This window comes from Psychroserpens algicola, from assembly GCF_014526325.1.
Taxonomy (GTDB): Bacteria; Bacteroidota; Bacteroidia; order Flavobacteriales; family Flavobacteriaceae; genus Psychroserpens; species Psychroserpens algicola.
The window spans coordinates 872448-897750 of the sequence record NZ_JACNMJ010000001.1 but is presented as its reverse complement, the minus strand read 5'-3'; the positions used below and the strand labels follow the sequence as shown (position 1 = coordinate 897750).

Genomic DNA, 25303 nt, shown 5'->3' with positions numbered 1-25303 from the left:
AGAGGTATTAAAAGCCTTGTTGGTGTAATTTTTTTTTTAAATGACTAAAATACCTACTACGATTATTCATGGCTTTTTTAATAGCCTCAATAAATCTCTTTTTATTAACAATTTCTACTCTTTCTGCAACACTTAATTTGGTTGGAGGCTCAAAGCCTGACTCATAACCAAGCGTCTCTGCTAATTCAAAATTTATACTCATAATTTTCTATATTTTAAAACGGTTCTAACGATAGTCTTTAATAGAGTTTGGGTTACGCCGTTATTCATAATTGTCTTTATCATTCTCATATAAAATCAAGCCATAAAACCCCTAACCAAAGCTTACTTTAGTGTATAATATCTTATCCAGAGTGGGTTTAATCTCGGTTGTGAATTATGACTTGATTTATGAGACTTGCTATGCAGCTTTTATATCTGCTTTTTGCTTAAAAAGTTTAAGCACGCGTTCTAGTGTTTTTGGGTCTTCTTGTTTTAATCGCTTTAATAAAATTGCTTCGATATTTTTATCATTTTTTGCTCCCCAAATATGCGTGTAGCCTAAATTTCGCAAGCGTTTTTTATTTAAATACTTATCAAAAAATACCGTATCTTTTTTATAATATTGTATAAGACAAGCCAAAATATATTGCTCAAAAATGATACAATATGATCCTTTGTTTTCAATGGTTTTCCATGCGTCTGCATTTCGTTTATCATTGATAAACTTTAAAGCTTCTTTGCAATACCGCTGAATAAAATCGAGATCTGTACCTCCGAAAATGCCTGTACAATATGCCTCTTTAGTCTTGTTCCAGTTTTTTGGAAAATAACTGAGTATGCTTGTGGCATGTTCAATTTCTGATGCATAAGCGCTTTTAAACCAGTTTTTGTCTTCAGTATTTTGTACAAAAATTGGTGCGTCTAGTGCCCATTTTGGAAGACCTTTCCATAGAATTGCATCATTATCTAAATGCACAAAGGGTTTGTCTTGTGCTTTGTATGCATGTATTTTTCCTAATGCCCAAAAATCATATTGTGACTCTGGGATATCATCTAAAATTGTCTTCACAGAGGTGAAAGGAAGGTTGAGTTGCTTAATCACTTCCCAACCTTCACTATCTGTTACCAGTTCAATTTCAGAAAAAAACGCTTTAGATGTTAATACAGACAGCGCTAAACACGCAAGTTGTGCTTTTGGTGAGTGCCAATTCACTGCATTTTTAAGTATATTTCCGCTAGGCTTTGTCCACAGCGAGTATACAATCTTATCTATTTGATGTGTTTTTGCTTCCATTATGGTATACTATTTCAGTTAAACATTAGTCTAAAAGATCAACACCAACACCAGCAGTACCATCATCACCACTTAAAAGCTCTGAACTTGACATAATTGTATTATCATTAGAATATTCGTCACAAAAACATGGCAATCCGCCTTCAAGAAGAGATGCAGATTCGGCCTGTAAAATTGTTAATGCTGTAGGTAATCTTGTTTCCCAAGTACCTTCTACAACACCTTCAATAGTTTGCATTTCTTCAGCCACAGATACGTAGAGATCATCATCTTGGTCAACAACTAAGCCTTGACCATTCCAGATTTCTCCTGTTTCCATATACCAATTCACAGCATCTTCAAAGCCTGGTCTAACTGGTATTACGGCTCTCGCCATTCCTGATTGTAAAAAGGCTTGGAATAATGGATCGGCAGCATCTTGTGCCTGGAACAATTCTTTCCAGTTAGCTTCTTTTCCGTAGAAATACGGATAGAAAATATAAGCCATAATATCCCAGTCAAAAGCTTGCTCAAAAAACTTCACAGCAGATGCGTGGTTTTGAAATGCTTGGTCTCTTTGAACTCTCAAGTTTGAACCTGAAATGTAATCGTCTTTTGCTGTAACAACCTCATAAGGTTTAGCTAGAAGTTCGATTGCGATACGCTTAATTTCGTTTTTCTCAAGACTTCGGTTATGCAGTGGGTTAAATTGAATTTTTTCTTTATCCACAAAAGGAATAATATCTTGATTTTGTGCATCATTATATTCTTGTAAACGTTCATTATAAGCATTCATAATTGCATGATAAGTCTCGTTTTTCCATTTTTCTAAAGTTTCAGGCAGTCTGTTTATACCTATACTCACATTAACACTACCAGATAAGTTACCTAATTGAGATACTGAAATAGGAATTTTTTCTGTATAGTTATCAATTAAAGTTGGCATAAAAGGAGGAAGAAAAACAGAAACAGGATATGATGATGAATTGAAAAGAATTCTTTTTTCACCTACTAATACTACCGAATTATTAATATGGTTATCTGCACTATCATACCAATTTGCCTTAGCATAAACGGTATAATATCCTTCTGGAATCTCTAATTCGACAGCTTCAGATGTATTTTCGTCCCATTCTGATCCGCTTGGATTTCCTAAGTACGAAAAGGCTTTTCCAATATGTGTACTTTGAATAGGTGGTTCAGATACTTCGGCATTGTATTGTGCTGCAAGTTCCTGATAATTGTCCTCTGTGATGTCGGCTGCACTTTTTACAAATTCTTGTCCTGCAAACTCATAATCATTTGGATGAATAGGAGCATCTGGAATAATTATAGTTGATTCGGCTTCATTATTCTCAATTTGTTTCCAAATTGCTTCTTTAAAGAATCTTGACGGTTCTGGAATAGCAAATTCATACATTAATCGTTTCCCGTAATTGATAAGAGTGTTTTTGTAAATTTTATCTACCCAACGATAAACGCCTGTCACATGTTGTGAGCCTTTAGTATTATCAAATCCGTGTTTATTATTCTCTTCAAACTCTTTTAAGATACGTGAGGTTCGTTTGGTTTGTGTTTTTTGAACAATACGTTCCATTGCACGCTCTGTAACCTCTTGTGCATAAGTTTGAGCTAATGAATTAGAATTTGAAGCAGAGCTTGAACTTGATGAATCAAAATAAGCACCTGCACTAAACGAGACAGTTCCGTTGTAGCTCATGTTAGCATTACCACCTTGAGCTTGTGTTTGATCTTCATTTAAAACTGAAGATACTTCTGTTTGCATTTCGTTGCGCTCAGTTGAGGTTGTATCGCTTAAATTTTCACGCTCTCTTTCATCGGTCTTTTCGGTAGTAACCTCAGAGCTAACTAAATTACGTGTTGAGCGTTCTTTGTACTCGCGAGCCATCACATTTTCTATATGAGACACCTCTCCAGGAACGTAACAACATACTTCTTGTTCAACCCTTCTGAAATCGGCAATACCCAAATTAGTAACACCAAACAACTCTGGCTTTATACTAACCTCTGTTGGAGTTTCTGAATCTGTTTTTACGTCAAACATCCCAAAATTAGAACGACTCTTAATATCAACAAACTTGTCAAAACTTAAGACTCGATTGTCTTCTAATGTAATTTGGCCCTTTAATGTATAGTTCTGAGTTCCTGATGGGAAAGCAATTAGAGACGGAAATAACTTCACAAATGTTGTATCGATATTGCTTGAAGTAATTTCAAATGCCGATTCACTTATTTCAGAATCATTATCAAAAGTAATCGTGTAGTTAATACTTTGAATAGGCGAATCTTGAACATAGTTAAAAACCAACATGAAAATTTCTCGTTCTCCGGAAGGATAAATACCAGATAGCGGACTAATGTTATAATCGAAAGCATTACCTAAAGGATTATTTGCTCTAAATGTAGCGCCACCAACATTTACTTTTTTAGGTGTTTTTGGCATTTTAGAAATAACAACTTTTTGGTCATTACTCATACTTGTTTTAATCGCTTTTTCAACTTCAGAAAACGTGTCATAATTTTCTAAATTAGAGACTAAAAATTCTGATAGAGATTCATCTGAGAGTTTACCTGATAAATAACTTTTATTTATAGGTTCATCGGGAGTAAACTCAAACTCTGGTAATTTAAGACCTGGATAGGTTTTTCTAGTTGTGGTTCTACCTGTTTCTGGATTAGTCTCTTCAATGATAACCTCTGCATCATCTTTTAACTGCTCAACAAGTTCTTTATGAACTTTAAAAGCTGCCTCTGAAGCTTGAGCTGTTGTTTTTATATAATCAACCTCTATCTGTTTAAGCTCTTTAAGAAGTGTTTTCTTTCTTTTGATGCGCTCTTTTGTTACTACAATCTCACCAAAATCTAATGATCTTAATGTTTGCTCTTGTGTTGCTACACGTTTTTGATTTTGAGATATTTTAGTGTCACTAAATAATAATTTAGACATCACTACACTAGCATTAGCGCGTCTTATAAATTCTTTTTCTTGATCTTCTGTAAATGTAATATCATCACTTAGGTCTTCAGAAAATCTAAGAAATTCTTCTAAGAATTGATTAGCCACAAGAAGCTGAATCATAGCTTCTCTTACATATGTTGATTTTTTTTCAATCGTTTGATATATTAAATTATCCCAAACCGAAAGTAATTGTGTAGTATCTAATACACCTACATCCTCAGAATTTTTTTTGATATCAACAAATGACAATGCATTTTTATGACGCATTAACCATGATGAAAATAAATATAGCTTTTCATTAATAGATCGTGCTTCTGTCCTTGTTTTTAAAGCTGTTTCAATAAAATCCTCAGCCTTTTGCTTAAGTAAGTCTTTTCGATCTTTTGGGTCAGCATTGGTAATAGAAGAAAAGAATGTTCCGCTTTTTTCATCTGGATGAAATACAAATCCTGGCTTGTTTTCCTTTTTGTCGATTAACTGCGGATTTCTTAAAGTAACAAACCTAAATAGATTGTTTTTAATTGTTTTACTCATTGTAAATTGTTTAAAGTTTATACTTGTTTTTTTAAGCTCCTTATAGGAACTGTTATCATTTCGCTTTTCTAACAGTTTATCCTAATGCAAAGCCTTAATAACTAAGGCATAAACTTTCATCGCATTCCATAAAATGTTGGAATACGTAACCATCGTAGATTTTAATAAGACGTCTTAATTATAAAAATCTGAAGTAAATGCTAATAAAATATCACAAATGTTTGATTTTTGAGTATTTTTCGTATCTTAGCATTCAAATAGAGTACAAATATAAAACATTTTACAAATTAAAACAAACAAATTGCAAAAACATTTTGTAAAAAGTTTTATTAAATAGCATTATCATTATGGAATCCATAGACGAAAAAATCACCGCTATTATTAATCATTTTCACCTTAATAATTATGCGTTTTCAAAACGTATTGGTGTCACAGGAACTACTATAGACAGCATTGTTAACGGAAGACCACAAAAAGATGGATCTCGAAAAAAAACAAAACCAGGTTATGATGTGCTTTCTGCAATTATTGATGAGTTTGAGATTAATCCAGATTACCTTTTTGGAAAAAGTAACGTGATGCTTAAATCTGAAATAGTAAATACTCCAACATATTCTGGAATGCCGCAAGTTATTTCTACAACTCCTGAAGGTGAAGAAAATGTCGTCTATGTTCCAGCAAAAGCCAGAGCGGGTTATTTAGATGGTTATGGCGATGCCGAATATATCGAAACCTTGCCTGCTTTTCATATGCCTCAACTTACCAATGGCACCTTTCGCTGTTTTGAAGTTCAAGGAAATTCTATGGTACGTACGTTTTTTGATGGTGACATGGTGTTTGGACGCTATGTTGAAAATTTTAACGACATCAAAGACGGTCGTGTGTATATCATTATCAGTAAAAACGATGGTGTCGTACTTAAACGTGTAATCAATCGTATTGAAGAACGTGGAAAATTGATCTTAAAAAGTGATAATAAGGATGGTAACTATCCAACTTATACAATCAACGCCGAAGATATTATGGAAATCTGGTATGTGACGATGTTTGCCTCTAAACAAATGCCAGAACCTGTTGATGTTTATGACCGACTGCACGAACTGGAGAGTAAAATTGTAGACCTTCAACAATTGGTGTCTCAGAAATCTAAAAACTAAATGTCGTTTTCTTATCCAAAAAAAGAAAAACTGAAAAGCCAGAAATTAATTGAGCAGTTATTTTCCGAAGGCAAGTCGGTTTCAGCCTACCCATTACGTATGGTGTATTTGAAAACAGAATTTGAAGATACAACTGTTACCTTTCAAACCGGAGTGTCGGTAAGTAAGCGAAATTTTAAAAAAGCAGTAGATAGAAATCGCATCAAACGCTTGCTAAGAGAATCGTATCGCCTTAATAAAAGTGCTTATTTTAACAACATTTTATCGTCTTATGCGTTAATGATTTTGTACATTGGTAAGGATGGAACGGATTTTGATTCCGTAGACAAGAAAATGAAAGAACTTTTACATACTTTTTCTAAAAAAGTATCCTAACAACAAAATATAAATATCATGCGAAAACTACTACATAAACGCATTATTATACCACTTTTAGCTTTAACTATTTTTTTTAGTGGAACTGCTTTTAAAAGTGACTTTTTTGAAATTGCCAAACAAATAGAAATTTTCACCACACTTTTTAAAGAACTCAACATGAATTATGTTGATGAAACTAATCCTGGTGACCTTATGGATACTGCGATAAAAGGTATGCTCGAAGATTTGGATCCCTACACTAATTATTATAATGAGCAAGATGTTGAAGCAGCAAGAATTAATAATGCTGGAGATTATACAGGTATTGGTGCTAATGTATTAACCTTAAAAGACAGATTGGTCATTGTAGAACCTTACAAAGACTATGCTGCCGATAAGGCCGGATTAAAAGCAGGAGATGAGATTATTAAAGTTGATAATGTTGTTGTTGCCGACTTTAAAGATGATGCCGGAAATTTATTACAAGGTGGTGCTGGTACTTCGGTTAATGTCACCTATGTAAGACAAGGTGAAACAAAAACCGCTACCATTAAACGTGAAGCTGTAGATATTCATGCTGTACCACACTATTCTATGATTAACGATAATATTGGTTATATCGTTTTGAGAAAATTTAATGAAAAAACGTCTTCTGAAACGATTACAGCATTACGGGATTTAAAAAATCAGGGCGCCGAAAAATTGATTCTTGATTTACGTGGAAATCCAGGTGGCTTGCTAAGAGAAGCTGTTAATGTGACAAATATTTTTGTACCAAAAAATCAACTGGTGGTTACCACAAAATCTAAAGTCAAAAAATATAATAAAACCTATTACACCTCAAAGGAACCTATTGATACCGAAATTCCGTTAGTGGTGCTTATCGACGGAAGCAGTGCTTCGGCCAGCGAAATTGTATCTGGTGCTTTACAGGATTTAGATCGTGCAGTGGTTATTGGAGCTCGAAGCTTTGGAAAAGGTTTAGTTCAGCGTCCAAAAAAATTAACTTATGGAACGCAAATGAAAATTACGATTTCCAGATATTATACACCTTCAGGACGTTGTATCCAGGCTTTAGATTACTGGAATCGCGATGAAAATGGTAAAGCGACTCGTGTTAAACAAGAGAATTATAATGCCTTTAAAACAAAAAAAGGAAGAACGGTTTATGATGGTGGTGGTGTGCAACCAGATCTTGAATTAGATGAAACTAAACTCAGTACGATTACAAAAGCAATTGTCAACGAAAACTTAATTTTTAAGTATGCCACAGAATACTATTATAAGAATTCTGTAACTGACTTAGAAAATTTCAGCTTAACCGATGCTGATTTCAGTGATTTTAAAAGGTTTTTAAAAGCCAATAATTTTAGTTTTGAAACAAAAACCGAAAAGGCTTTTGCCGATGCGCTTTCAGTGGCTAAAGAAGAACAATTAGCTAATGAAATAGATACGAATTATTCGAGTTTGGTTTCGGCTTTAAATACTTATAAAAATAAAGCTATTGATCAAAATAAGACACAATTACTGTCGTTGCTTTCAGATGAAATTGTAAAACGCTATTTCTATCGTGAAGGGTTATACACTTACTATATCTCAAATAATTTTGAAATTCAAAAGGGTGTTGAAATCTTAAAAAACCCATCTAATTACTTAAGTTATCTGAACTGATCATCGACTAAATTTGATGAACATCTGAAAATAAATTATATTTAATTCTGGATTTTAATCGTCTAATGAAAAACATAGTACTCATAGCATTGCTTATATCACAATTTTTGTTCGCACAAGAAGCAATGACGCATGAAGTGTATTTTGAGACAGATCAATATGAAATTCCGCCTACAGAACATTACAGACTTCTACTCTTTTTATCTGAAATAGAAACGCTTGATATCCAGAAAGTATCTATTTACGGATTTACTGATGATAGAGGAAGTGATTCGTATAATTTAGTCTTATCACAAAATCGAGCAAACTCGATAAAAACTATCTTTTCTAATAATGAATTTGATGAATCGATAATTACTAATGTCGATGGAAAAGGTGAGGTGTTGCTTAAATTAGTTAAAGAGGAAGACATTCATAAAATAAGAGGTCTTAACCGAAAAGTTGAAATTATCGTACAACCTTATAATCCGCCTCGAGTTCAAAAAGTAGTCGAAGAAAAACCCAAGGTTGAAGATATTATCAAAGGGACCTTAAAATCGGGTGATAAGTTTACCTTAGACAATATTCTTTTTAAAACAGGATATAGCAAATTACTCCCAGAATCTAAACCAACGCTCGAAAGTATTGCTCAGGCATTATTAGAGCGAAAAGATATTTATTTCACAATTCAAGGTCATGTGTGTTGTACACAAAATAGTAGAGACGCTATAGACCGAAAGACCAAAAAACGAAATCTATCAGTAGCCAGAGCCAAATACATCTATGATTATTTAGCTAAAAAAGGTGTAAGTACCAAGCGAATGAAATATGTAGGCATGCGCAGAAAATTTCCGTTAGGAGGTGAACCTAAATTTGACCGTCGTGTTGAAATTTTAGTGACTTATGTTAGTGGTGAGAATAATTAATTTCTAATCATAGCAATATGCGGAATACCATCTTCAAGGTACTCCTCTCCTACTTCAAAAAATTCTAAATTGTTATAAAATCGTTTTAAATATGTTTGAGCTGAAATTTTAATTTTTGTTTGGTTATAATGTGTTTTTACAGCTTCAATTGAGGCCTTCATTATATCATATCCGTATTGATACTGACGTTCGTTTTCTCGTACCACTACTCTACCTATACTGGCATATTTAAAATAATCACCAGGTTTGAAAACTCTTGTATAAGCCACTAAATTAGTGTTTTTATATCCAATAATATGTAATGCATTTTGATCTTTTCCGTCAATATCCTGGTAAACACAATCCTGTTCTACAACAAAAACTTCACTTCTAAGTTGAAGTACATCGTATAACTCCTGAGTTGTTAATTCTTGAAAGGTTTTAACTTTAATGTCTATCATGATAACTTAATCTTGAACGATAACTTCTTTTGGATCTTCTTTATTAAACTCAGGTTGAATAGTAACATGATTAATATTAAATTCATCATGTAAAATAGTTTCAATGTCAACAAGGAGCGCATTAAATTCTGTCGTACTAATATCTTCAGTTAAATCTAAATGAGCTTCTAAATGTAATTCATCATCACTTAAATTCCAGATATGAACATGATGTAATTTATTAACTTTTGGTAACTTATTGACAACTCTAACCACATCTTTAATATTAATATGCTCTGGAGTAAACAGCATTAACATTTTTGTAGATGTTTTTAATAAATCGTATCCAACCCAGATTAAATATAACGCTATTAATAAGGTCAATAAACTATCTACCCAAAATAATTGATAATACGTCATAAGTAAGCCTCCAACTAATACGGCAACACTAGCCAGCATATCTGTTAATAAGTGTAGATAAGCCGAACGCATATTTATATTGTGTTTTGAATCTTTTCGTAATAATAACACACTTAAACCATTACCTAATATAGCTAATAAGGCCAGCCAAATCACAAGTTGAGAATCTATGACTTGCGGATTCTGAAATCGTTCTATTGCTTCTTTTATTAAAATAACAGCAACAATAATTAAAGTACTGGCATTGATAAATGCAGCAAGTATTTCGGCTCGTTTGTAACCAAATGTCTTATTTATAGATGCTTTTTTCTTTGTTAGTTTAGAAGCTACATAACTTACAATTAAAGATAATACATCACTAAAATTATGTAGCGCATCACTTAATAATGATAAACTTCCTGATATTAATCCACCAACAACCTGAGCTACTGTGATTACTATATTTAGTACTATAGAAATCAAAAGCTTTTGGCCCTTTAAATCTTTATGATTGTGCGTATGGTTATGAGAATGACTCATTTAACATGATACTGGAATTTTATCAACACGTTTTTGATGGCGACCACCTTCAAACTCTGTGTTTAAAAAGGTATCTACCATTTCAATAACTTGTTCTAGAGCTGTAAAACGCGCAGGAATACTTAAAATATTAGCATTATTATGCTGTCTGGCTAATGCTGTAATTTCTTTAGTCCAACATAATGCCGAACGTACACCTTGATGTTTATTAGCAGTCATATTTGCGCCATTACCACTACCACAGACTATGATACCTAAATCTGCTTTTTTAGATTCTACATCTTGAGCAACCGGATGTACAAAATCTGGATAGTCAACACTATCATTTGTATTTGTTCCGTAGTTATTAACAGTATAACCTTTAGCTTCTAAATGTGCTACAATAGCTTGTTTATACTCGGTTCCTGCGTGATCGTTACCTATTGAAATGTTCATGATTTTGAAGTGTTGTTTAAAACCTTAAAGTTAATAATTGCTAACAAATAAACCGAAGGAAACTCAGCTTAGTTATACATAAACTTTAGGTTTGAAATTAGAGTCTCTATCATTCTTTTTTTGAATTGTTAACTACTATAGTTATTTGTATGCATTACGTGTTCATATCTTATCTTAAGTATTTAAAACTTTTATTAGGATTATCTAATAATTTTTACAAACCAAAACTGAAATCAGATAACCTAAAAAGTTAGTCGTTTTTTTTAGCGAAGTTATCAGCATGCAAATCTTAAGATACCAACAAGAATTTTAGAAATACTTTTCAAATTTAAGTTGTCAACATAGGTTATGAACAGCTGTTAATAGTATTTGAAATTCGCTTTAAAATGAGGTATTTAAATGTAAAATTAATGTTAACTACATATTAAGTAATTCTTATAAGTCATATATCAAAACAAAAGTTTAAAAAGTTATAGACGCTATTAACAAACAATAATAAGCATCATTTTATTTTTTAAATTTTAAAAGAAAAAAGATGATATGTATATATATGTTGATAACATAGTTTTATGAAATTATTCTTAGAAGTAAAACTTTCGAATTTATTTATTGTATTACTGAAATGATATTTACAAAGTAAAATGATTTAGAATACTATTAAATACCAGTATTTTTACAAGAGCTTTCTATTAATTTAACAGTATAGAAACACCATTAAATAATTAAACCGTAGATTTGCAGAAACTTAATAGCTTCTCTCCTCCTTCTATTAAGTTAAAAATTTAGAATTCCTAACACTTTTAGGAAATGAATATGATTACAAATTAAATGACAAAAAAGAAAAAAAGGAAACCATCACATAACAAGATTTCCAACCTTACAAATACCATTCTAAGTATTTTAAAAAAAGATAGAAACTCAACCTTTAATTATAAACAAATTGCTGCTAAACTTGGTGTTAATGATGCCAGTAGCAGAAATCAAATTATTAAAAAACTTCAGCAGCTCAAATCAAAGAAAGAGATTGAAGAAGTAGATCGTGGCAAATTTAAAGCCATCATTAATACCGAATACCATATAGGTATCGTCGATATGGCGTCCAGAGGTTCAGGTTATATCATTAGTGATGATTTTGATGAAGATATTTACATCGCTTCAAATAATATGAATAAAGCCCTTCATGGCGATGAGGTTGAATTCTATGCCTATAAACGAAGAAAACGTGGCAAGATAGAAGGTGAGATTACCAATATTATCAAACGTGCAAAGAGTGAATATGTTGGTGTGATCCAAATTCATAAAAGTTATGCTTTTGTGATTCCCGATGGCAATAAAATGTATACCGATATTTTTGTACCTATCAATAAAATTAACAAAGCCGAAGAAGGCGATAAAGTACTGGTATCTCTCGAAGATTGGCCAGAAAAAGCCGATTCTCCTTACGGAAAAGTCCTCAAAGTTCTCGGAAAACCAGGAGAGCATAATACCGAGATTCATGCCATTCTAGCCGAATACGGTTTACCAATGGAATTTCCGCACGAAGTCGAAGAATTTGCTAATAAAATTGATACCTCTATTACCAAAGAAGAAATCGCTAAGCGTCGTGATATGCGACAAGATTTAACCTTTACTATCGATCCAAAAGATGCTAAAGATTTTGACGATGCCTTATCTTTTAAAGTGCTGGATAATGGTTTATATGAAATCGGAATTCATATCGCTGATGTCTCTCACTACTTACAGGAAGGTACCATTCTCGATGATGAAGCTTATGAGCGTGCAACCTCAGTGTATTTGGTAGATAGAGTAGTGCCAATGCTTCCTGAAATCTTATCAAATGGCGCATGTTCATTACGTCCGCATGAAGAAAAATACACCTTTTCTGCAGTGTTTAAAATGAATGATAAAGCCGAAATAAAAGACCAGTGGTTTGGTCGAACCGTCACCTATTCTGATGCGCGTTTTGCTTACGAAGAAGCGCAGGCGATTATTGAGTCTAAAAGCAATTCGATTCCCAAAGAAGTATCCTTAACCGGACAACCTTATAAAGCTGATCAAGCTGTTGCCGATGCTGTTATAAAACTCGACGAACTTGCTAAAATCATGCGTCGTAAACGTATGAGCACAGGCGCTATTTCATTTGATAAAGTCGAAGTGAAATTCAATTTAGACGAAGAGGCTAATCCAGTAGGTGTGTACTTTAAAACGAGTAAAGATGCTAATAAATTGATTGAAGAATTTATGCTATTAGCCAACAAAAAAGTAGGTGAATTTGTGGGTAAACAAAAGAAAACCTTCGTCTATCGTGTGCACGACGAACCCGATGATTCTAAATTAGCAGCCTTACAAAATGTGGTCGGACGCTTTGGTTATAAACTCAATTTTAAAGACCGAAAAAGTGTGTCTGCCTCATTAAACAATCTTCTTAAGGATGTTAACGGTAAAAAGGAACAAAACCTGGTCGATACACTTACGATTCGTACCATGAGTAAAGCCGAATATTCGACGCATAATATCGGACATTACGGACTCGCTTTTGACTATTACAGTCATTTTACCTCGCCTATTAGACGATATCCTGATGTGATGGCACATCGCTTACTTCAACATTATTTAGATGGCGGAAAATCGGTAAGTGAAGAGGCTTACGAAGATAAATGTAACCACTCCAGTAATATGGAAAATCTCGCCACTAAGGCCGAAAGAGATTCAATAAAATACATGCAGATTCGCTTTATGGAAGATCATAAAAATGAAGAATTTGTCGGTGTGATTTCTGGTGTAACCGATTGGGGAATTTATGTAGAAATTATCTCCAATAAATGTGAAGGTATGGTCAGCGTACGCGATATGAAAGACGATCATTATGCTTTTGATGAAGATCATTATGCCTTGATTGGTAAAAACTCAAAAACCATGTATCAACTTGGTGATGAGGTGGTTGTGAAAGTTAAAAACACCGATTTGGTTAAAAAACATTTAGATTTTACTTTAATCGGTAAGCATGAAGCTTCTTAATTTGGGCGTTACTTAAAGGTCAGGCTGTCCGTTATATCTTTTGGTAACAACCAAAAGGATGCCACTGCCATCCTTAACGCAAATATTTGTAACGTTTTTAAAGAACATCATACCAATTATAAAACAAGCTATTATGGTACTAACGACAACAAACACTATCGAAGGATTTCAAATTAAAGATTACAAAGGCATTGTAACAGGCGTTGCTATTAACGAAAAAAAATTAGCCTTAGGCTTTAGCATGTCTAAGTATTACAAAGCCTTAAAAGAAAGCATTGACGAAACTAAAGAAGTCGCTTTTCAGGCACTTAGAGATAATGCCAAGCAAGTAGGCGCTAATGCCGTTGTAGGTATTAAAGTCGAAATTGAATTAATGGCAAGTAATTACGCCATGGTTTCGGTAACCGGAACTGCAGTTTCTGTAGCTTAACATTTAAAACTGTAACAATTAACTTTTCTTAGCATCTTTAATACAGAAACTAAACGTAAATATTTTAAAACCAGATTTAAATGAGAACTCTTTTTACTATCACATTACTTGTAATATCGTCACTGTTAACAGCTCAAAACCCTAAAGAAAAAGGAGTTGGCGATTTTAATGAAGTTAAGGTTTATGATCTTATAGTTGTAAATTTAATTAAAGGCGATACACCTAAAGTAGAAATTACTGGCGACGATATTGAAGATGTTGTTGTAATCAATAAAGATGGTACCTTAAAAATACGAATGAAAACCGATAAGATTTTTAATGGTGATCGCACATTTGTATCTGTATATTATACAAATCTTCAAATCATTGATGGTAATGAAGGTGCCTATATCACTTCTAACGAACTTATAGAACAAAGTCAAATAGAACTCAAAGCTCAGGAAGGTGCACATCTAAAAATAGGATTAGATGTTGATCAGGTGAATATAAAAGCCATTTCTGGAGGTATCATTGAAACCAGAGGCAAAGCCATCTCTCAAGATATTTCGTTAAATACTGGTGGCGTTTACGAAGGCATGGCTTTCGAAACCAAAAATACGTCTGTGAGTATTACAGCTGCTGGAGAAGCCGATGTTAATGCGTCTAAAACCGTAACAGCTCGAGTAACGGCTGGAGGTGATGTATTCATTTATGGGAATCCAGAAAGTGTCGACGAGAAAACACGATTAGGCGGACGAATTAAACATATGAACTAAACAGCTTGATAATCAAGTTGAGTACACGCCAATTTTTATTAGTTTTGTAGGAAAGCGATGTACGTTTATGTTTGATGATATTTTAGCAGCTATTCCCTTCGGAATTATCCTTGCCTTCACTATTGGACCAGTATTTTTTGTACTGCTCGAAACTAGTGCTACCAAAGGATTTAAGAGTGCTCTTATATTCGATTTAGGAGTCATTTTTGCAGATATCGTCTTTATCTTATTAGCATTTTACAGTACCAATAACTTAATCAATAAAATAAAAGACGATCCTAATTTTCTAATTTTTGGTGGTGTACTTTTAGCTGTATATGGCTTAATTTCATTTATAAAAACTTCCAAATCCTTCCGTTCCATCGTTAAGGAGTATCATAAAGTAGAAATTCAAAAGAACGCCTACGGAAAGCTTTTTGTTAAGGGATTTCTACTCAATTTTATAAATATTGGTGTCTTATTAGGATGGCTTGGGTTTATAGTCATCGGAAGTTCAATCACAGAGTCTGAAAATGGGGTTTTTGTATTCATCAGTACAATGCTCACAGTTTATTTCTTAACAGATTTAGTGAAAATTGCCATTGCCAAACGTCTCAGAAATCGATTAACTCCTAGGCTTATATTCAAAACAAAAAAAATAGTTGCTTTAGTAATTCTGGGTTTTGGTATATTATTACTGGTTCAGGGCTTTTTCCCAAAAGGAAAAGAACGACTACAAGAAGAAATTGAGCATCGCTTATAATTCCATTTTAACAACATGCCTAAAACCGAATACCGTATTTACGTTGTAGAATTATCTAAAAGGGTATTTACCGAGCACCGAAAATTTAGAGCAGCAAATCCACAATTTAATGGTGTTTTAGAGTGTTTGTATGTGGGTATGACCAGTAAAACACCTAAGGAGCGTTTTGAACAACACAAAACCGGTTACCGAAACAAAAAAGGCTATAAACTATCGTCTAATATTGTAGAAAAATATGGATCCTATTTACGACCGAGTTTATACAATCATATTCCGTCATTAGCCACCAGAGCTGAAGCTTTAAAGATGGAAGAAACTTTAGCTTTAGAATTACGAAGACAGCGTTATGCAGTCTGGTATAATTAAATTCAATGCATTATTGTGAATAAACCTGCGTCTAAAATATTAACCCTTCCGTTACGATTAGCCGTTATTATTTTAATATATGGTGCTTTATTTAAAGTGATGCATTGGCCTTATGCAAACCCTTTAATGGGTTTTGGAAGTATATCGATATTACTACTATATCTTATTCGGTTTTTTTATAAAAAAGAGAAAGTCATATTAGACTACGTTAAACTCGTTATCGTATTACTATGGGTTTTTAAATATATTATAGGTGTTTTCCATATTATGAGCCTTCCGTATATTTTTGAAATTTTACTGTTAGTCTTATGTATCTGGTGGTTAATAGAAGAAGGGCTTGATTTCATTTCTAACAGAAAACTTAAAGGTCATCTGTTTTTAAAATCATTGTATTATCTATTTTTCGGACTAACAACTTGCCTTTTAGTGGTTGGCATTATATTTAAAATTCAACACTGGCCTTATGGAAATATAATGTTTACTTTAGGTGTTTTGCTTTTAAGTGGTTTACTTCTACTTGACTACTTTATAGTGAAAAGGAGTTAATTTAAGTATAAAAAAAGCCCTTAGATTCTAGTTCTAAAGGCTTTTTTATTTTTAGTATTAAGAGGTTAATCCTCACATAATAAAAGTGTAAAGTTTCCATTAACAGTACTTCCAAATTGTCCTTTAGCAACTACAGTACCCTCAAGAGTTCCAGCATCTGCATCGTAAGCAGTAATTTCAATAGTACCACATTCAGCCAATTCAACTTCTGTAACAGGGCCGTTTTCTTCTATAGTAATTCGATTAAAATTTAGAGTATTTTCACCAAACTCCTCTAAGGTAATCGTTTGTAGATCAAAACTAGAAATTGAAAATAAAATAGTGTCTTGATCACCTTCAAACGTTGGAAAGAAACAGTCTGAATCTAAACTTTCTTTAACGTATATATCACATCTAATAGTTGTGGTTTCTCCAAAATTTAGTACTTTATAAAATCCTGCAGGAGACACAAAATCTGTACCTCTAAAACTACCTTGAACGGGTTGATCTACTAAGTTGCTACATGATGAACCTCCAGAAGAATCATCGTCTGAACAAGAGATAATTGTCAAGCTTAAAAATGCGATTGTTAATACGGTTAATAATTTAATTGTTTTCATAGTATGATTTTGAGTTTAAGTCGCCAAATATCAGATTTTTAAATTAAACGTGATATATAAATCGATAAAAATATAGAAACAAAAAAACCCTCAACTTAGGTTGAAGGTTTTGGAGGCATCTAGCGGATTCGAACCGCTGTACAAGGTTTTGCAGACCTCTGCCTAGCCACTCGGCCAAGATGCCATTGATACCTTTTAAAAAAGGGTACTCGTTAATTCTAGCGAGTCAGCAAATTTATAAAAATTTACCATTTAACAAGACAAACCCTTAGTTTTTTCGTCTTTCGGTCATTTTTATCGTTACGCTTTCTACATCTCCACCAATAGGAGGGTTAAGCTTACTCACACTTACCGATGCTTTTTTTACCAACGATTCTTCAGCAAAAATACGTTTTATAATGCGTTTAGCAACAGTTTCTAGTAATTTTGAAGGTTGTTGCATTTCTTCTTTTACAATTCTGTTTAAAAGCACATAATCTACAGTATCACTAAGCAAGTCTGTTACTGCCGAAGTTTGTAAATCGGCTTTTACCTCAACATCAACACGATAATCACTACCAATTTTAGTTTCTTCTTTTAAACATCCATGATGTGCAAAAACACGAATATTTTCAACTTTAATTATTCCCAAAGTATTCTATTTTAAAACAAATATAAGACGCAAATATGAATTATACCTTCAATTCATTTTAGATGTTTTTTTGATATATTATTTAATAACTTTGTCTATTATTTAAAAAGCATGTCTGAAGAAACAAAATCGCTCAATTTTATAGAGCATATCATAGAAGAAGATTTAGCCAACGGCTTGTCAAAAGATAAACTTCGTTTTCGTTTTCCTCCCGAACCCAATGGCTATTTGCATATTGGTCATACCAAAGCTATCGGTATAAGTTTTGGTTTAGGAGAAAAGTATAATGCACCAGTAAACCTTCGTTTTGACGATACCAATCCAGCAAAAGAGGAACAAGAATATGTCGATGCCATCAAGCGTGATGTTGCTTGGTTAGGTTATACATGGGCTAACGAATTGTATTCTTCAGATTATTTTGAAACCCTTTACAATTGGGCGGTTCAATTAATAAAAGACGGAAAAGCTTATGTCGATTCTCAGTCTAGTGAAGCCATGGCTGAGCAAAAAGGTACGCCTACGCAACCTGGTGTTGATGGTCCGTATCGCAATAGAAGTATAGCAGAAAACCTCGACCTGTTCGAACGCATGAAAAATGGCGAATTTGATGAAGGCGAGCATATTTTACGTGCTAAAATAGACATGCAACATCCCAATATGTTAATGCGTGATCCTATCATGTATCGTATTTTAAAGAAAGACCATCACAGAACAGGCGATACGTGGTGTATCTACCCAATGTACGATTGGACGCATGGTGAAAGTGATTATATCGAACAAATTTCACATTCTTTATGTTCGCTTGAATTTAAGCCGCATAGAGAGCTTTACGACTGGTTTAAGGAGCATGTGTATGATTATGCAGCCAATACGCTTCCAATGCTTCCGAAACAACGTGAATTTGCGCGTTTAAATTTAAGTTACACCATCATGAGTAAGCGTAAATTACTCAAATTGGTTCAAGAGGGTATCGTTTCTGGTTGGGACGACCCAAGAATGCCTACCATTTCAGGTCTGCGACGTCGTGGCTATACACCTAATTCTATTCGTCAGTTTATAGAAAAAGTTGGTGTTGCGAAACGCGAAAATGTGATTGATGTGTCGCTCTTAGAGTTTTGTATTCGTGAAGACTTAAATAAAACAGCACCAAGAGTTATGGCTGTTTTAGACCCTGTAAAATTGGTTATTACCAATTATCCTGAAGATAAAGAAGAATGGTTTGATGCCGAAAATAATCCTGAAGATGATAGTGCAGGTTTGAGAAAAGTACCTTTTTCTAAAACGCTATATATCGAAAGAGCCGATTTTAAAGAAGAAGCCAGTAGTAAGTTTTTTAGACTGAAATTAGGTAGTGAAGTCAGACTTAAAAACGCTTATATTATTAAAGGGGAACGTGTGGTTAAAGATGACCAAGGTCAGATTACCGAAATTCACTGTACCTATTCTACAAATACCGAAAAGAAAGTTAAAGGAACATTGCATTGGGTGTCTATCAAACACGCTTTAAAAGCTGAGGTAAGGGAATATGATCGCTTATTTATGGATGAGGCTCCAGATAGTCACCAGGATAAGGATTTTATGGATTTTATCAATCCTAATTCGTTAAAAGTGATTAATGCTTTTGTAGAGCCAAGTTTAGCTGATGCAGCAATTGGAGACCGTTTTCAGTTTCAACGTCTAGGCTATTTTAATGTAGATAACGACTCAAAACCAGGCCATTTAGTGTTCAATAAAACGGTTGGACTTAGAGATTCCTGGGCAAAGCAAAAACCAAAGCCACAACAACAAAATAAGCCGCAGCAGTCACAACACAAACGTCCTGCTATTGAAGTGATTAAACAGTTGGGTAAAAAATATACGAATTTACCCGAAGCAAAGCAGGAAAGATCTAAAGCTGAAATTATAAAACTTGCTGAATCGGTCAGTTATGAAGATTTGCAACCACTTTTTAATACCGCTGCAAAAAAAGCTGGAACTCGTATTGCGACGATGATTGCTTTAGGCGTTTTACTTAAAAACGGACAAGAACGTAATGCAGATATTGAAGCATTTATTGAAAAAGCTTTAGAAGATAAAAATGACATTTTAGTCGCCGAGGCTAAAGCTATTTAAGACTTTAAAAATCCATAGATTAGGAAACTCATAAAGCTGAGATTTTATGGGTTTCTTTTATATATAATATAGCCTGAAACGTTAAAAAAACATCTATTATATCATTTTTAAGCTATATTTATAACACTAACTTTAATCAAAATACATTATGGAACCTAATTATTTAGCAATTCTTGTTGCTGCTATTGTGCCAATTATTCTCGGCTTTATTTGGTATAATCCAAAAATATTTGGAACTGCATGGATGCGTGCTGCTGAAATGACAGAAGAAAAAATGAAAGGCGCTAATATGGCGGTCATTTTTGGAGTGTCATTATTACTATCAGCTTTATTAGCTTTTTTCACCATATTTTTAGTTGTTCATGAAACAGGAGTTTACGGTATGACCGAAGGACAATTAGAGGGTGCTACTACACAAGCTTTTATGGAAGAATGGGCAGGAAAATACCGTTCGTTTAAGCATGGAGCCCTTCATGGTGCTATGGCAGGTATATTTATGGTGCTGCCTATAATTGGTATTAATGCATTATTTGAACGTAAGAGCTGGAAATATATTTTTATTAATGCTGGATACTGGATTGTCACACTTGCCATAATGGGAAGTATTATTAGTGGATGGACCGCTTAATTTTAAACTTATTTAACATCATTAAAGGTTGAGAATTGTAATTTTCAGCCTTTATTTTTGCATTGATACATTACAAACTATATAACTCGGTTGCCGATTTACCCAATTCATGGGATGAACTTCATGTGGATGACATTTTTCTAAAAACACCTTTTTTAAAGGCTTTAGAAAATTCTAGTCCGACTAACATTTCTACTTATTTCTTAGGTGTTTTTGTTTCCGATAGTTTAGTGGGTATTGCTACTATTCAACGTGTGGAAATGTATCTCGATGATGTGTTTCGAAAAACATCGAATCAGTTTTTTAAGCGCTGCGGAAAGATGCTCATTTCAAAAATTGTTAAAGGTAATGCCTTAATCGTCGGAAACCTTATGCATACTGGTCAGCACGGACTTTTCTTTGATTCTAGTGCCTTGTCGCAAGATGAATTTCTTAATTGTATTTCTGAAGGAATAAAAGAACTCACGACCACGATAAAGAAAAACTATGGAAAAAAAATAAGAATCATTGGCTTTAAAGACTACTTTGAAAACGACTCTATTCATCATAGTACATCGTTTTTCCGAAGTCATAAGTTATACAAAGCCAAGGTGCAACCCAATATGATTTTTGATGTGAGTCCAGATTGGAATTCTCCTGAAGATTATGTGTCTGCATTCAATAAAAAGTATCGTAGGCGCTACAAAACCGCCAGAAAAAAATGTACTGATATACATTGTAAAGAACTTAATCTACAAGACGTGAAAACCTTTTCTAAAACTCTTTATGAATTATATGAAAACGTGTCAGATAATGCTGGTGTTAACTCCTTTAAATTGCATCAAAATCATTTTTACAGTCTTAAATTACAGCTTCAGGATACTTTCAAAGTATTCGGGTACTTTCTTAATGATGACCTTGTTGGTTTTTATACTTTAATTCGTAATCACGATAAGCTAGAGACGTATTTTTTAGGCTATAAGCAAGACTTACAGCATCAATATCAAATGTATTTAAATATGCTATTTGATATGGTGTTTTATGGTATTTCAAACCAGTATAAGACTGTCATTTTTGCAAGAACAGCCATGGAAATTAAAAGTTCTGTTGGTGCGCAACCTCATGATATGTACATTTATTTAAAGCATACCAATAATGTCATTGCTAATACCATTTTAAAACTGGTTGTAAAATACGCCAACCCTATCAGAGATTGGGAAGAGCGTCATCCCTTTGGTGTGTCACAATGATAAAATTGTATTAAAGTGCTTTGAAATACAGCTATTTATAAGTAAATTAATAAGCACTTAAAGTTAAAAGATTATGAACAAGACAAGTCAAATTCTTACCGAAATATCAAAAGTTACACGTCAAATTCAAGACGATTATCCAGAACTTCAAAAATATTTAGACGAAACCAGGAGCACACTACCAAAACCATATAATGATGCGACGATGGAAAAAGAGCTTCAAGATTATTTGGATGGTTTAAAGGCTATGATAAAAAAGTATAAAGCAGGACATTAAAAAAGCCTCAAAACAAAGTTTTAAGGCTTTTTAGTATAGTTAAATCAAGACACAAATTAGTCGTTGTCGTTATTGGTCTTCTTTTTAGCATTTTTCATAGCCTCACCAATTTGGTTACTGGCTGTAAAACTCGCTACCATATCATTTAGCATATTGCTTCCTGCCTGAGGTGAATTAGGCAACAAAATTAAGTTGCTGTTGGTTTCACCACCAATAGCTTGTAGCGTATCATAATGCTGCGTTACAACAATAAGCGCTGAGGCTTCTTGAGAGTTGATACCCACTTTATTTAAGACTTCAACGGATTCTTCTAAACCACGAGCAATTTCTCGACGCTGATCAGCAATACCTTGACCTTGTAAACGTTTACTTTCAGCTTCAGCTTTTGCTTTTTCAACAATTAAAATACGAGCAGCATCACCTTCAAATTGAGCTGCTGTTTTTTCTCTGTCTGCAGCGTTAATTCTGTTCATAGCCGCTTTTACTTGCGCATCTGGATCTATGTCAGTCACTAAAGTTTTGATGATATCATAACCATACTCCATCATCGCGTCATTTAATTCGGCTTTTACTGCCAATGCGATATCATCTTTTTTCACAAAGACATCATCTAATCTCATTTTTGGTACTTCAGCACGAACCACATCAAATACGTAAGAGGTGATTTGATCATGAGGATAATCTAACTTATAAAAAGCATCATATACTTTATCTCTAATAACTTTATATTGAACAGATACTTTTAAACGTACAAATACATCGTCTAAAGTTTTGGTCTCGATAATCACATCGAGTTGTTGAATTTTTAAACTAAGTTTTCCGGCAATTCTGTCTACTAACGGAATTTTAAGTTGTAAACCAGAGTGCCGAATACTTTGAAATTTACCAAAACGCTCTATAACAGCAGCAGTTTGTTGTTTCACGACAAAGAATGACGAAATCAGGATGATTAAGCCGAAAAAAATAATAGGAATATAAATAAATTGACCCATAACAAGTTTTTTTTAAATGGTTAGGAAAATAATGAATTACTAAATTAAGTTATATTTGTTCAATTCACACACTTAGGGTATGCAAAAAAAGCAGTTTATTATATTAGTAGCACTTTGTATCGGTTTTGTTACAACAACTATTGCTCAGCACAAGCGTTATGCCATTAAAAATGGTATTGGAATCATTGGAGGTTTAACTCAATATGATATCGCAACCGATAATTTTAATACAAAAAGCGGTACGGGTTTCATTGGTGGTATGATTGCAACTGTCGATATTCCTCATAAATGGTACACCGTGAGTTATGGATTGCAGTTTTCTCAAAATAACTTAGAAATTTCTGGTCGACCATCTGTATTAGCAACGACACAAGAACAAATAGAGTATAAGCTAATGGCTGTTCAGGTGGCTTTTATGTTACATGTGAAACTACTGAGTAATAATGTCACATTAGATTTAGGTCCACAATTGCAATATAATAGTGAATTAGAACTTGAAAAAGATAACCAAAGCAATTATATCATTCAAGGTTATGACAGCTTGTTAGCAGAAGATATCTCAGAAATTTCCCAGTTTAATGCTAATGGTGTTATTGGTGCATCGGCTGGAATTGGCAATTTTAAATTGAGAGCCAGTTATAGTTATGGATTTACCAATATACTTAATAAGCTCAACGATCAAAACCTAACGACAACACCAGCTTATGAAAAATTTGAAGGTCATCAAAACATGTTGTCATTTGCAATTATGATTACATTTTAAGAGCACAGATTAAGCTGATGCTATCAAATAATCAATCCGCTTTAAGGTTTCAGTCTTACCAATCATATAGATGATATCAAACACATCAGGACCTTGTAATGCACCAACAAGTGCTAATCGTAATGGCATCATAACTTTTCCGAAGCCAATATCGTTAGAGGTAATCCAGCCCTTAACTGTATTTTGAAGGTTTTCAACAGTAAAATCCTCAACGCTTTCAACAAGCTCCTTAACTTTAGTCAAAATAGTTACGGTATCGTCTTTTATAGCTTTTTTAAATGCCTTTTCATCAAATTCTGAAGGCGCGACAAAGAAATAATGGCTCAAATCCCAAAAATCACCAACAAATGTAGCACGTTCTTTAATCAAGGCAATGACCATTTCAATGTACTGACTATCAATTTCAACTAACTCTGGTTTTATGTTTTGAAAAGCTAAAGCCAAGTTATAATTATCTTGCTCCTGCATATAGTGATGATTAAACCACTTGATTTTATCAGGATCAAAACGCGCTCCCGCTTTGTTAACGCGCTCTAATTCGAAAGCATCAACCAATTCGTCTACACTAAAAATCTCTTGTTCAGTTCCTGGATTCCAGCCTAAAAAAGCTAAGAAATTCACCATAGCTTCAGCAAAGTAACCGTCTTCCTTATAACCCCTAGAGACATCACCAGTTTTAGGGTCTGTCCACTCCAACGGAAACACTGGAAAGCCTAATTTATCACCATCACGTTTACTAAGTTTTCCTTTTCCTGTTGGTTTTAAAATAAGTGGTAAATGCGCAAATTGAGGCGCTTCCCATCCAAAAGCATTATAAAGTTGATAATGCAATGCTAAACTCGGCAACCATTCTTCACCACGAATCACATGAGAGATTTCCATCAAATGATCATCAACAATATTCGCCAAGTGATACGTTGGCATCCCGTCACTTTTAAACAGCACTTTATCATCTAAAATATTGGTATCAATTGTTATGTGACCACGTATAATATCTTGCAGATGAAGCGTCTCATCTTGAGGTGATTTAAAGCGAATAACATAATCTTCTCCAGCTTCAAGTTTTGCTTTGACCTCTGCTTCAGAAAGCGATAAGGAGTTACTCAATTTGAGTCGGTTATGCCAATTATAAATAAAGGTTTTTCCTTTAGCTTCATGGTCTTTTCTGTGGAAATCTAAAGTTTCTGCTGTATCAAAGGCATAATACGCATGACCTTTTTCAATAAGGTCATCAGCATATTGTTTATACAAATGTTTACGCTCACTTTGTCGATAAGGACCAAATTTTTCATTCTTTCCAACACCTTCATCAAACGGAATTCCGCACCAGTTTAAGGATGCTACGATATAATCTTCAGCACCTTCAACATAGCGATTTTGGTCTGTATCTTCAATTCGAAGCACAAATGTTCCCTTATGTTTTTTAGCAAACAGATAGTTAAAAAGGGCGGTTCTTACGCCTCCAATATGTAAAGGTCCTGTTGGGCTTGGTGCAAAACGCACGCGAACGGGTTTGGTCATATTCGTAATTTTATGACAGCAAAGATAAAACGATATTTAGGA

General features: G+C 33.7%; 25 protein-coding genes and 1 tRNA gene. 15 read left to right on the top strand and 11 right to left on the bottom strand.

Annotated features, from left to right (window positions below; translation table 11 throughout):
- Window positions 1-7: 7 nt before the first annotated feature.
- The 3 genes from H7350_RS03710 to H7350_RS03700 all read right to left on the bottom strand — a co-directional run bounded on the left by H7350_RS03710 (window position 8) and on the right by H7350_RS03700 (window position 4769).
- Window positions 8-202: a hypothetical protein gene (locus H7350_RS03710; RefSeq protein ID WP_204344521.1), complete on the bottom strand. Its 195-nt coding sequence runs from the start codon at window positions 200-202 to the stop codon at window positions 8-10.
- A gap of 198 nt (window positions 203-400) precedes the next feature.
- A complete protein-coding gene (locus H7350_RS03705; RefSeq protein WP_204344520.1) occupies window positions 401-1276 on the bottom strand; it encodes a DUF6734 family protein in 876 nt (291 codons plus the stop codon).
- 25 nt (window positions 1277-1301) lie between these two features.
- Window positions 1302-4769 (bottom strand): hypothetical protein, encoded by a 3468-nt coding sequence (locus H7350_RS03700; protein WP_204344519.1) that lies wholly within the window; start codon window positions 4767-4769, stop codon window positions 1302-1304.
- A 347-nt stretch (window positions 4770-5116) separates the two neighbouring features.
- On the opposite strand from H7350_RS03700, the gene H7350_RS03695 reads away from it, so the two are divergent.
- The 4 genes from H7350_RS03695 to H7350_RS03680 all read left to right on the top strand — a co-directional run bounded on the left by H7350_RS03695 (window position 5117) and on the right by H7350_RS03680 (window position 8859).
- Window positions 5117-5926 carry a S24 family peptidase gene (locus tag H7350_RS03695; RefSeq protein WP_204344518.1) on the top strand — a complete coding sequence of 270 codons (810 nt, stop codon included), beginning with the start codon at window positions 5117-5119 and terminating at the stop codon, window positions 5924-5926.
- Window positions 5927-6301, top strand: coding sequence for a ribonuclease P protein component (gene rnpA, locus H7350_RS03690; RefSeq protein WP_204344517.1), 375 nt, complete (start codon window positions 5927-5929; stop codon window positions 6299-6301).
- Between the two features lie 18 nt (window positions 6302-6319).
- A complete protein-coding gene (locus H7350_RS03685; RefSeq protein WP_204344516.1) occupies window positions 6320-7954 on the top strand; it encodes a S41 family peptidase in 1635 nt (544 codons plus the stop codon).
- A gap of 65 nt (window positions 7955-8019) precedes the next feature.
- Window positions 8020-8859: an OmpA family protein gene (locus H7350_RS03680; RefSeq protein ID WP_204344515.1), complete on the top strand. Its 840-nt coding sequence runs from the start codon at window positions 8020-8022 to the stop codon at window positions 8857-8859.
- Here H7350_RS03680 and H7350_RS03675 read toward each other — a convergent pair.
- Genes H7350_RS03675 through rpiB form a run of 3 tightly spaced genes read right to left on the bottom strand, consistent with a single transcriptional unit; the run spans window position 8856 to window position 10652 of the window.
- Window positions 8856-9299 carry a GNAT family N-acetyltransferase gene (locus H7350_RS03675; RefSeq protein ID WP_204344514.1) on the bottom strand — a complete coding sequence of 148 codons (444 nt, stop codon included), beginning with the start codon at window positions 9297-9299 and terminating at the stop codon, window positions 8856-8858. The genes H7350_RS03680 and H7350_RS03675 overlap by 4 nt on opposite strands.
- A gap of 6 nt (window positions 9300-9305) precedes the next feature.
- A complete protein-coding gene (locus H7350_RS03670; RefSeq protein WP_204344513.1) occupies window positions 9306-10217 on the bottom strand; it encodes a cation diffusion facilitator family transporter in 912 nt (303 codons plus the stop codon).
- On the bottom strand, window positions 10218-10652 hold the full coding sequence (gene rpiB / locus H7350_RS03665) for a ribose 5-phosphate isomerase B (RefSeq protein WP_204344512.1): 435 nt from the start codon (window positions 10650-10652) through the stop codon (window positions 10218-10220). It lies immediately after the preceding gene.
- 828 nt (window positions 10653-11480) lie between these two features.
- Here rpiB and rnr point away from each other — a divergent pair.
- From rnr to H7350_RS03635, 6 genes are all read left to right on the top strand, one after another.
- The gene (gene rnr / locus H7350_RS03660) at window positions 11481-13670 is read left to right on the top strand and encodes a ribonuclease R (protein WP_204344511.1); all 2190 of its coding nucleotides are present in this window, start codon (window positions 11481-11483) and stop codon (window positions 13668-13670) included.
- A gap of 58 nt (window positions 13671-13728) precedes the next feature.
- Window positions 13729-14100: a YbjQ family protein gene (locus tag H7350_RS03655; RefSeq protein ID WP_235989248.1), complete on the top strand. Its 372-nt coding sequence runs from the start codon at window positions 13729-13731 to the stop codon at window positions 14098-14100.
- Window positions 14101-14180: 80 nt separating this feature from the next.
- On the top strand, window positions 14181-14855 hold the full coding sequence (locus H7350_RS03650; RefSeq protein ID WP_204344510.1) for a head GIN domain-containing protein: 675 nt from the start codon (window positions 14181-14183) through the stop codon (window positions 14853-14855).
- Between the two features lie 67 nt (window positions 14856-14922).
- The gene (locus H7350_RS03645) at window positions 14923-15597 is read left to right on the top strand and encodes a LysE family translocator (RefSeq protein WP_204344509.1); all 675 of its coding nucleotides are present in this window, start codon (window positions 14923-14925) and stop codon (window positions 15595-15597) included.
- A gap of 15 nt (window positions 15598-15612) precedes the next feature.
- The gene (locus H7350_RS03640; protein ID WP_204344508.1) at window positions 15613-15963 is read left to right on the top strand and encodes a ribose-5-phosphate isomerase; all 351 of its coding nucleotides are present in this window, start codon (window positions 15613-15615) and stop codon (window positions 15961-15963) included.
- Between the two features lie 15 nt (window positions 15964-15978).
- Window positions 15979-16509: a GldL-related protein gene (locus H7350_RS03635; RefSeq protein WP_204344507.1), complete on the top strand. Its 531-nt coding sequence runs from the start codon at window positions 15979-15981 to the stop codon at window positions 16507-16509.
- A 65-nt stretch (window positions 16510-16574) separates the two neighbouring features.
- Here H7350_RS03635 and H7350_RS03630 read toward each other — a convergent pair whose 3' ends face one another.
- The 3 genes from H7350_RS03630 to folB form a co-directional block, all read right to left on the bottom strand.
- Complete coding sequence (locus tag H7350_RS03630; protein ID WP_204344506.1) at window positions 16575-17108, bottom strand: hypothetical protein; 534 nt, start codon at window positions 17106-17108, stop codon at window positions 16575-16577.
- Between the two features lie 110 nt (window positions 17109-17218).
- A tRNA-Cys gene (locus H7350_RS03625) sits at window positions 17219-17292 on the bottom strand.
- A gap of 84 nt (window positions 17293-17376) precedes the next feature.
- A complete protein-coding gene (gene folB, locus H7350_RS03620; protein ID WP_204344505.1) occupies window positions 17377-17739 on the bottom strand; it encodes a dihydroneopterin aldolase in 363 nt (120 codons plus the stop codon).
- Window positions 17740-17850: 111 nt separating this feature from the next.
- Here folB and H7350_RS03615 point away from each other — a divergent pair, with 111 nt between their 5' ends.
- From H7350_RS03615 to H7350_RS03600, 4 genes are all read left to right on the top strand, one after another.
- Window positions 17851-19851: a glutamine--tRNA ligase/YqeY domain fusion protein gene (locus tag H7350_RS03615; protein WP_204344504.1), complete on the top strand. Its 2001-nt coding sequence runs from the start codon at window positions 17851-17853 to the stop codon at window positions 19849-19851.
- A 148-nt stretch (window positions 19852-19999) separates the two neighbouring features.
- Entirely contained in the window at window positions 20000-20479 is a 480-nt protein-coding gene (locus H7350_RS03610; protein ID WP_204344503.1) for a DUF1761 domain-containing protein, read from the top strand.
- 62 nt (window positions 20480-20541) lie between these two features.
- Complete coding sequence (locus tag H7350_RS03605) at window positions 20542-21708, top strand: GNAT family N-acetyltransferase (protein ID WP_204344502.1); 1167 nt, start codon at window positions 20542-20544, stop codon at window positions 21706-21708.
- Between the two features lie 73 nt (window positions 21709-21781).
- Window positions 21782-21985 (top strand): hypothetical protein, encoded by a 204-nt coding sequence (locus tag H7350_RS03600; RefSeq protein WP_204344501.1) that lies wholly within the window; start codon window positions 21782-21784, stop codon window positions 21983-21985.
- A 56-nt stretch (window positions 21986-22041) separates the two neighbouring features.
- Here the strand turns inward: H7350_RS03600 and H7350_RS03595 are convergent, their stop codons facing one another.
- The gene (locus H7350_RS03595) at window positions 22042-22977 is read right to left on the bottom strand and encodes an SPFH domain-containing protein (RefSeq protein WP_204344500.1); all 936 of its coding nucleotides are present in this window, start codon (window positions 22975-22977) and stop codon (window positions 22042-22044) included.
- Window positions 22978-23056: 79 nt separating this feature from the next.
- Here H7350_RS03595 and H7350_RS03590 point away from each other — a divergent pair, with 79 nt between their 5' ends.
- Window positions 23057-23740, top strand: a complete 684-nt coding sequence (locus H7350_RS03590; RefSeq protein ID WP_204344499.1) for a porin family protein — start codon at window positions 23057-23059, stop codon at window positions 23738-23740.
- Window positions 23741-23749: 9 nt separating this feature from the next.
- Here H7350_RS03590 and gltX read toward each other — a convergent pair whose 3' ends face one another.
- Window positions 23750-25261, bottom strand: coding sequence for a glutamate--tRNA ligase (gene gltX / locus H7350_RS03585; protein WP_204344498.1), 1512 nt, complete (start codon window positions 25259-25261; stop codon window positions 23750-23752).
- Window positions 25262-25303: the final 42 nt, after the last annotated feature.

What these genes read in the sequence shown, in the direction of transcription:
- H7350_RS03710 (WP_204344521.1), bottom strand. Translation starts at nt 202, where the DNA reads ATGAGTATAAATTTTGAATTAGCAGAGACGCTTGGTTATGAGTCAGGC.
- H7350_RS03705 (WP_204344520.1), bottom strand. Translation starts at nt 1,276, where the DNA reads ATGGAAGCAAAAACACATCAAATAGATAAGATTGTATACTCGCTGTGG.
- H7350_RS03700 (WP_204344519.1), bottom strand. Translation starts at nt 4,769, where the DNA reads ATGAGTAAAACAATTAAAAACAATCTATTTAGGTTTGTTACTTTAAGA.
- H7350_RS03695 (WP_204344518.1), top strand. Translation starts at nt 5,117, where the DNA reads ATGGAATCCATAGACGAAAAAATCACCGCTATTATTAATCATTTTCAC.
- rnpA (WP_204344517.1), top strand. Translation starts at nt 5,927, where the DNA reads ATGTCGTTTTCTTATCCAAAAAAAGAAAAACTGAAAAGCCAGAAATTA.
- H7350_RS03685 (WP_204344516.1), top strand. Translation starts at nt 6,320, where the DNA reads ATGCGAAAACTACTACATAAACGCATTATTATACCACTTTTAGCTTTA.
- H7350_RS03680 (WP_204344515.1), top strand. Translation starts at nt 8,020, where the DNA reads ATGAAAAACATAGTACTCATAGCATTGCTTATATCACAATTTTTGTTC.
- H7350_RS03675 (WP_204344514.1), bottom strand. Translation starts at nt 9,299, where the DNA reads ATGATAGACATTAAAGTTAAAACCTTTCAAGAATTAACAACTCAGGAG.
- H7350_RS03670 (WP_204344513.1), bottom strand. Translation starts at nt 10,217, where the DNA reads ATGAGTCATTCTCATAACCATACGCACAATCATAAAGATTTAAAGGGC.
- rpiB (WP_204344512.1), bottom strand. Translation starts at nt 10,652, where the DNA reads ATGAACATTTCAATAGGTAACGATCACGCAGGAACCGAGTATAAACAA.
- rnr (WP_204344511.1), top strand. Translation starts at nt 11,481, where the DNA reads ATGACAAAAAAGAAAAAAAGGAAACCATCACATAACAAGATTTCCAAC.
- H7350_RS03655 (WP_235989248.1), top strand. Translation starts at nt 13,729, where the DNA reads ATGCCACTGCCATCCTTAACGCAAATATTTGTAACGTTTTTAAAGAAC.
- H7350_RS03650 (WP_204344510.1), top strand. Translation starts at nt 14,181, where the DNA reads ATGAGAACTCTTTTTACTATCACATTACTTGTAATATCGTCACTGTTA.
- H7350_RS03645 (WP_204344509.1), top strand. Translation starts at nt 14,923, where the DNA reads ATGTTTGATGATATTTTAGCAGCTATTCCCTTCGGAATTATCCTTGCC.
- H7350_RS03640 (WP_204344508.1), top strand. Translation starts at nt 15,613, where the DNA reads ATGCCTAAAACCGAATACCGTATTTACGTTGTAGAATTATCTAAAAGG.
- H7350_RS03630 (WP_204344506.1), bottom strand. Translation starts at nt 17,108, where the DNA reads ATGAAAACAATTAAATTATTAACCGTATTAACAATCGCATTTTTAAGC.
- H7350_RS03615 (WP_204344504.1), top strand. Translation starts at nt 17,851, where the DNA reads ATGTCTGAAGAAACAAAATCGCTCAATTTTATAGAGCATATCATAGAA.
- H7350_RS03610 (WP_204344503.1), top strand. Translation starts at nt 20,000, where the DNA reads ATGGAACCTAATTATTTAGCAATTCTTGTTGCTGCTATTGTGCCAATT.
- H7350_RS03600 (WP_204344501.1), top strand. Translation starts at nt 21,782, where the DNA reads ATGAACAAGACAAGTCAAATTCTTACCGAAATATCAAAAGTTACACGT.
- H7350_RS03595 (WP_204344500.1), bottom strand. Translation starts at nt 22,977, where the DNA reads ATGGGTCAATTTATTTATATTCCTATTATTTTTTTCGGCTTAATCATC.
- H7350_RS03590 (WP_204344499.1), top strand. Translation starts at nt 23,057, where the DNA reads ATGCAAAAAAAGCAGTTTATTATATTAGTAGCACTTTGTATCGGTTTT.
- gltX (WP_204344498.1), bottom strand. Translation starts at nt 25,261, where the DNA reads ATGACCAAACCCGTTCGCGTGCGTTTTGCACCAAGCCCAACAGGACCT.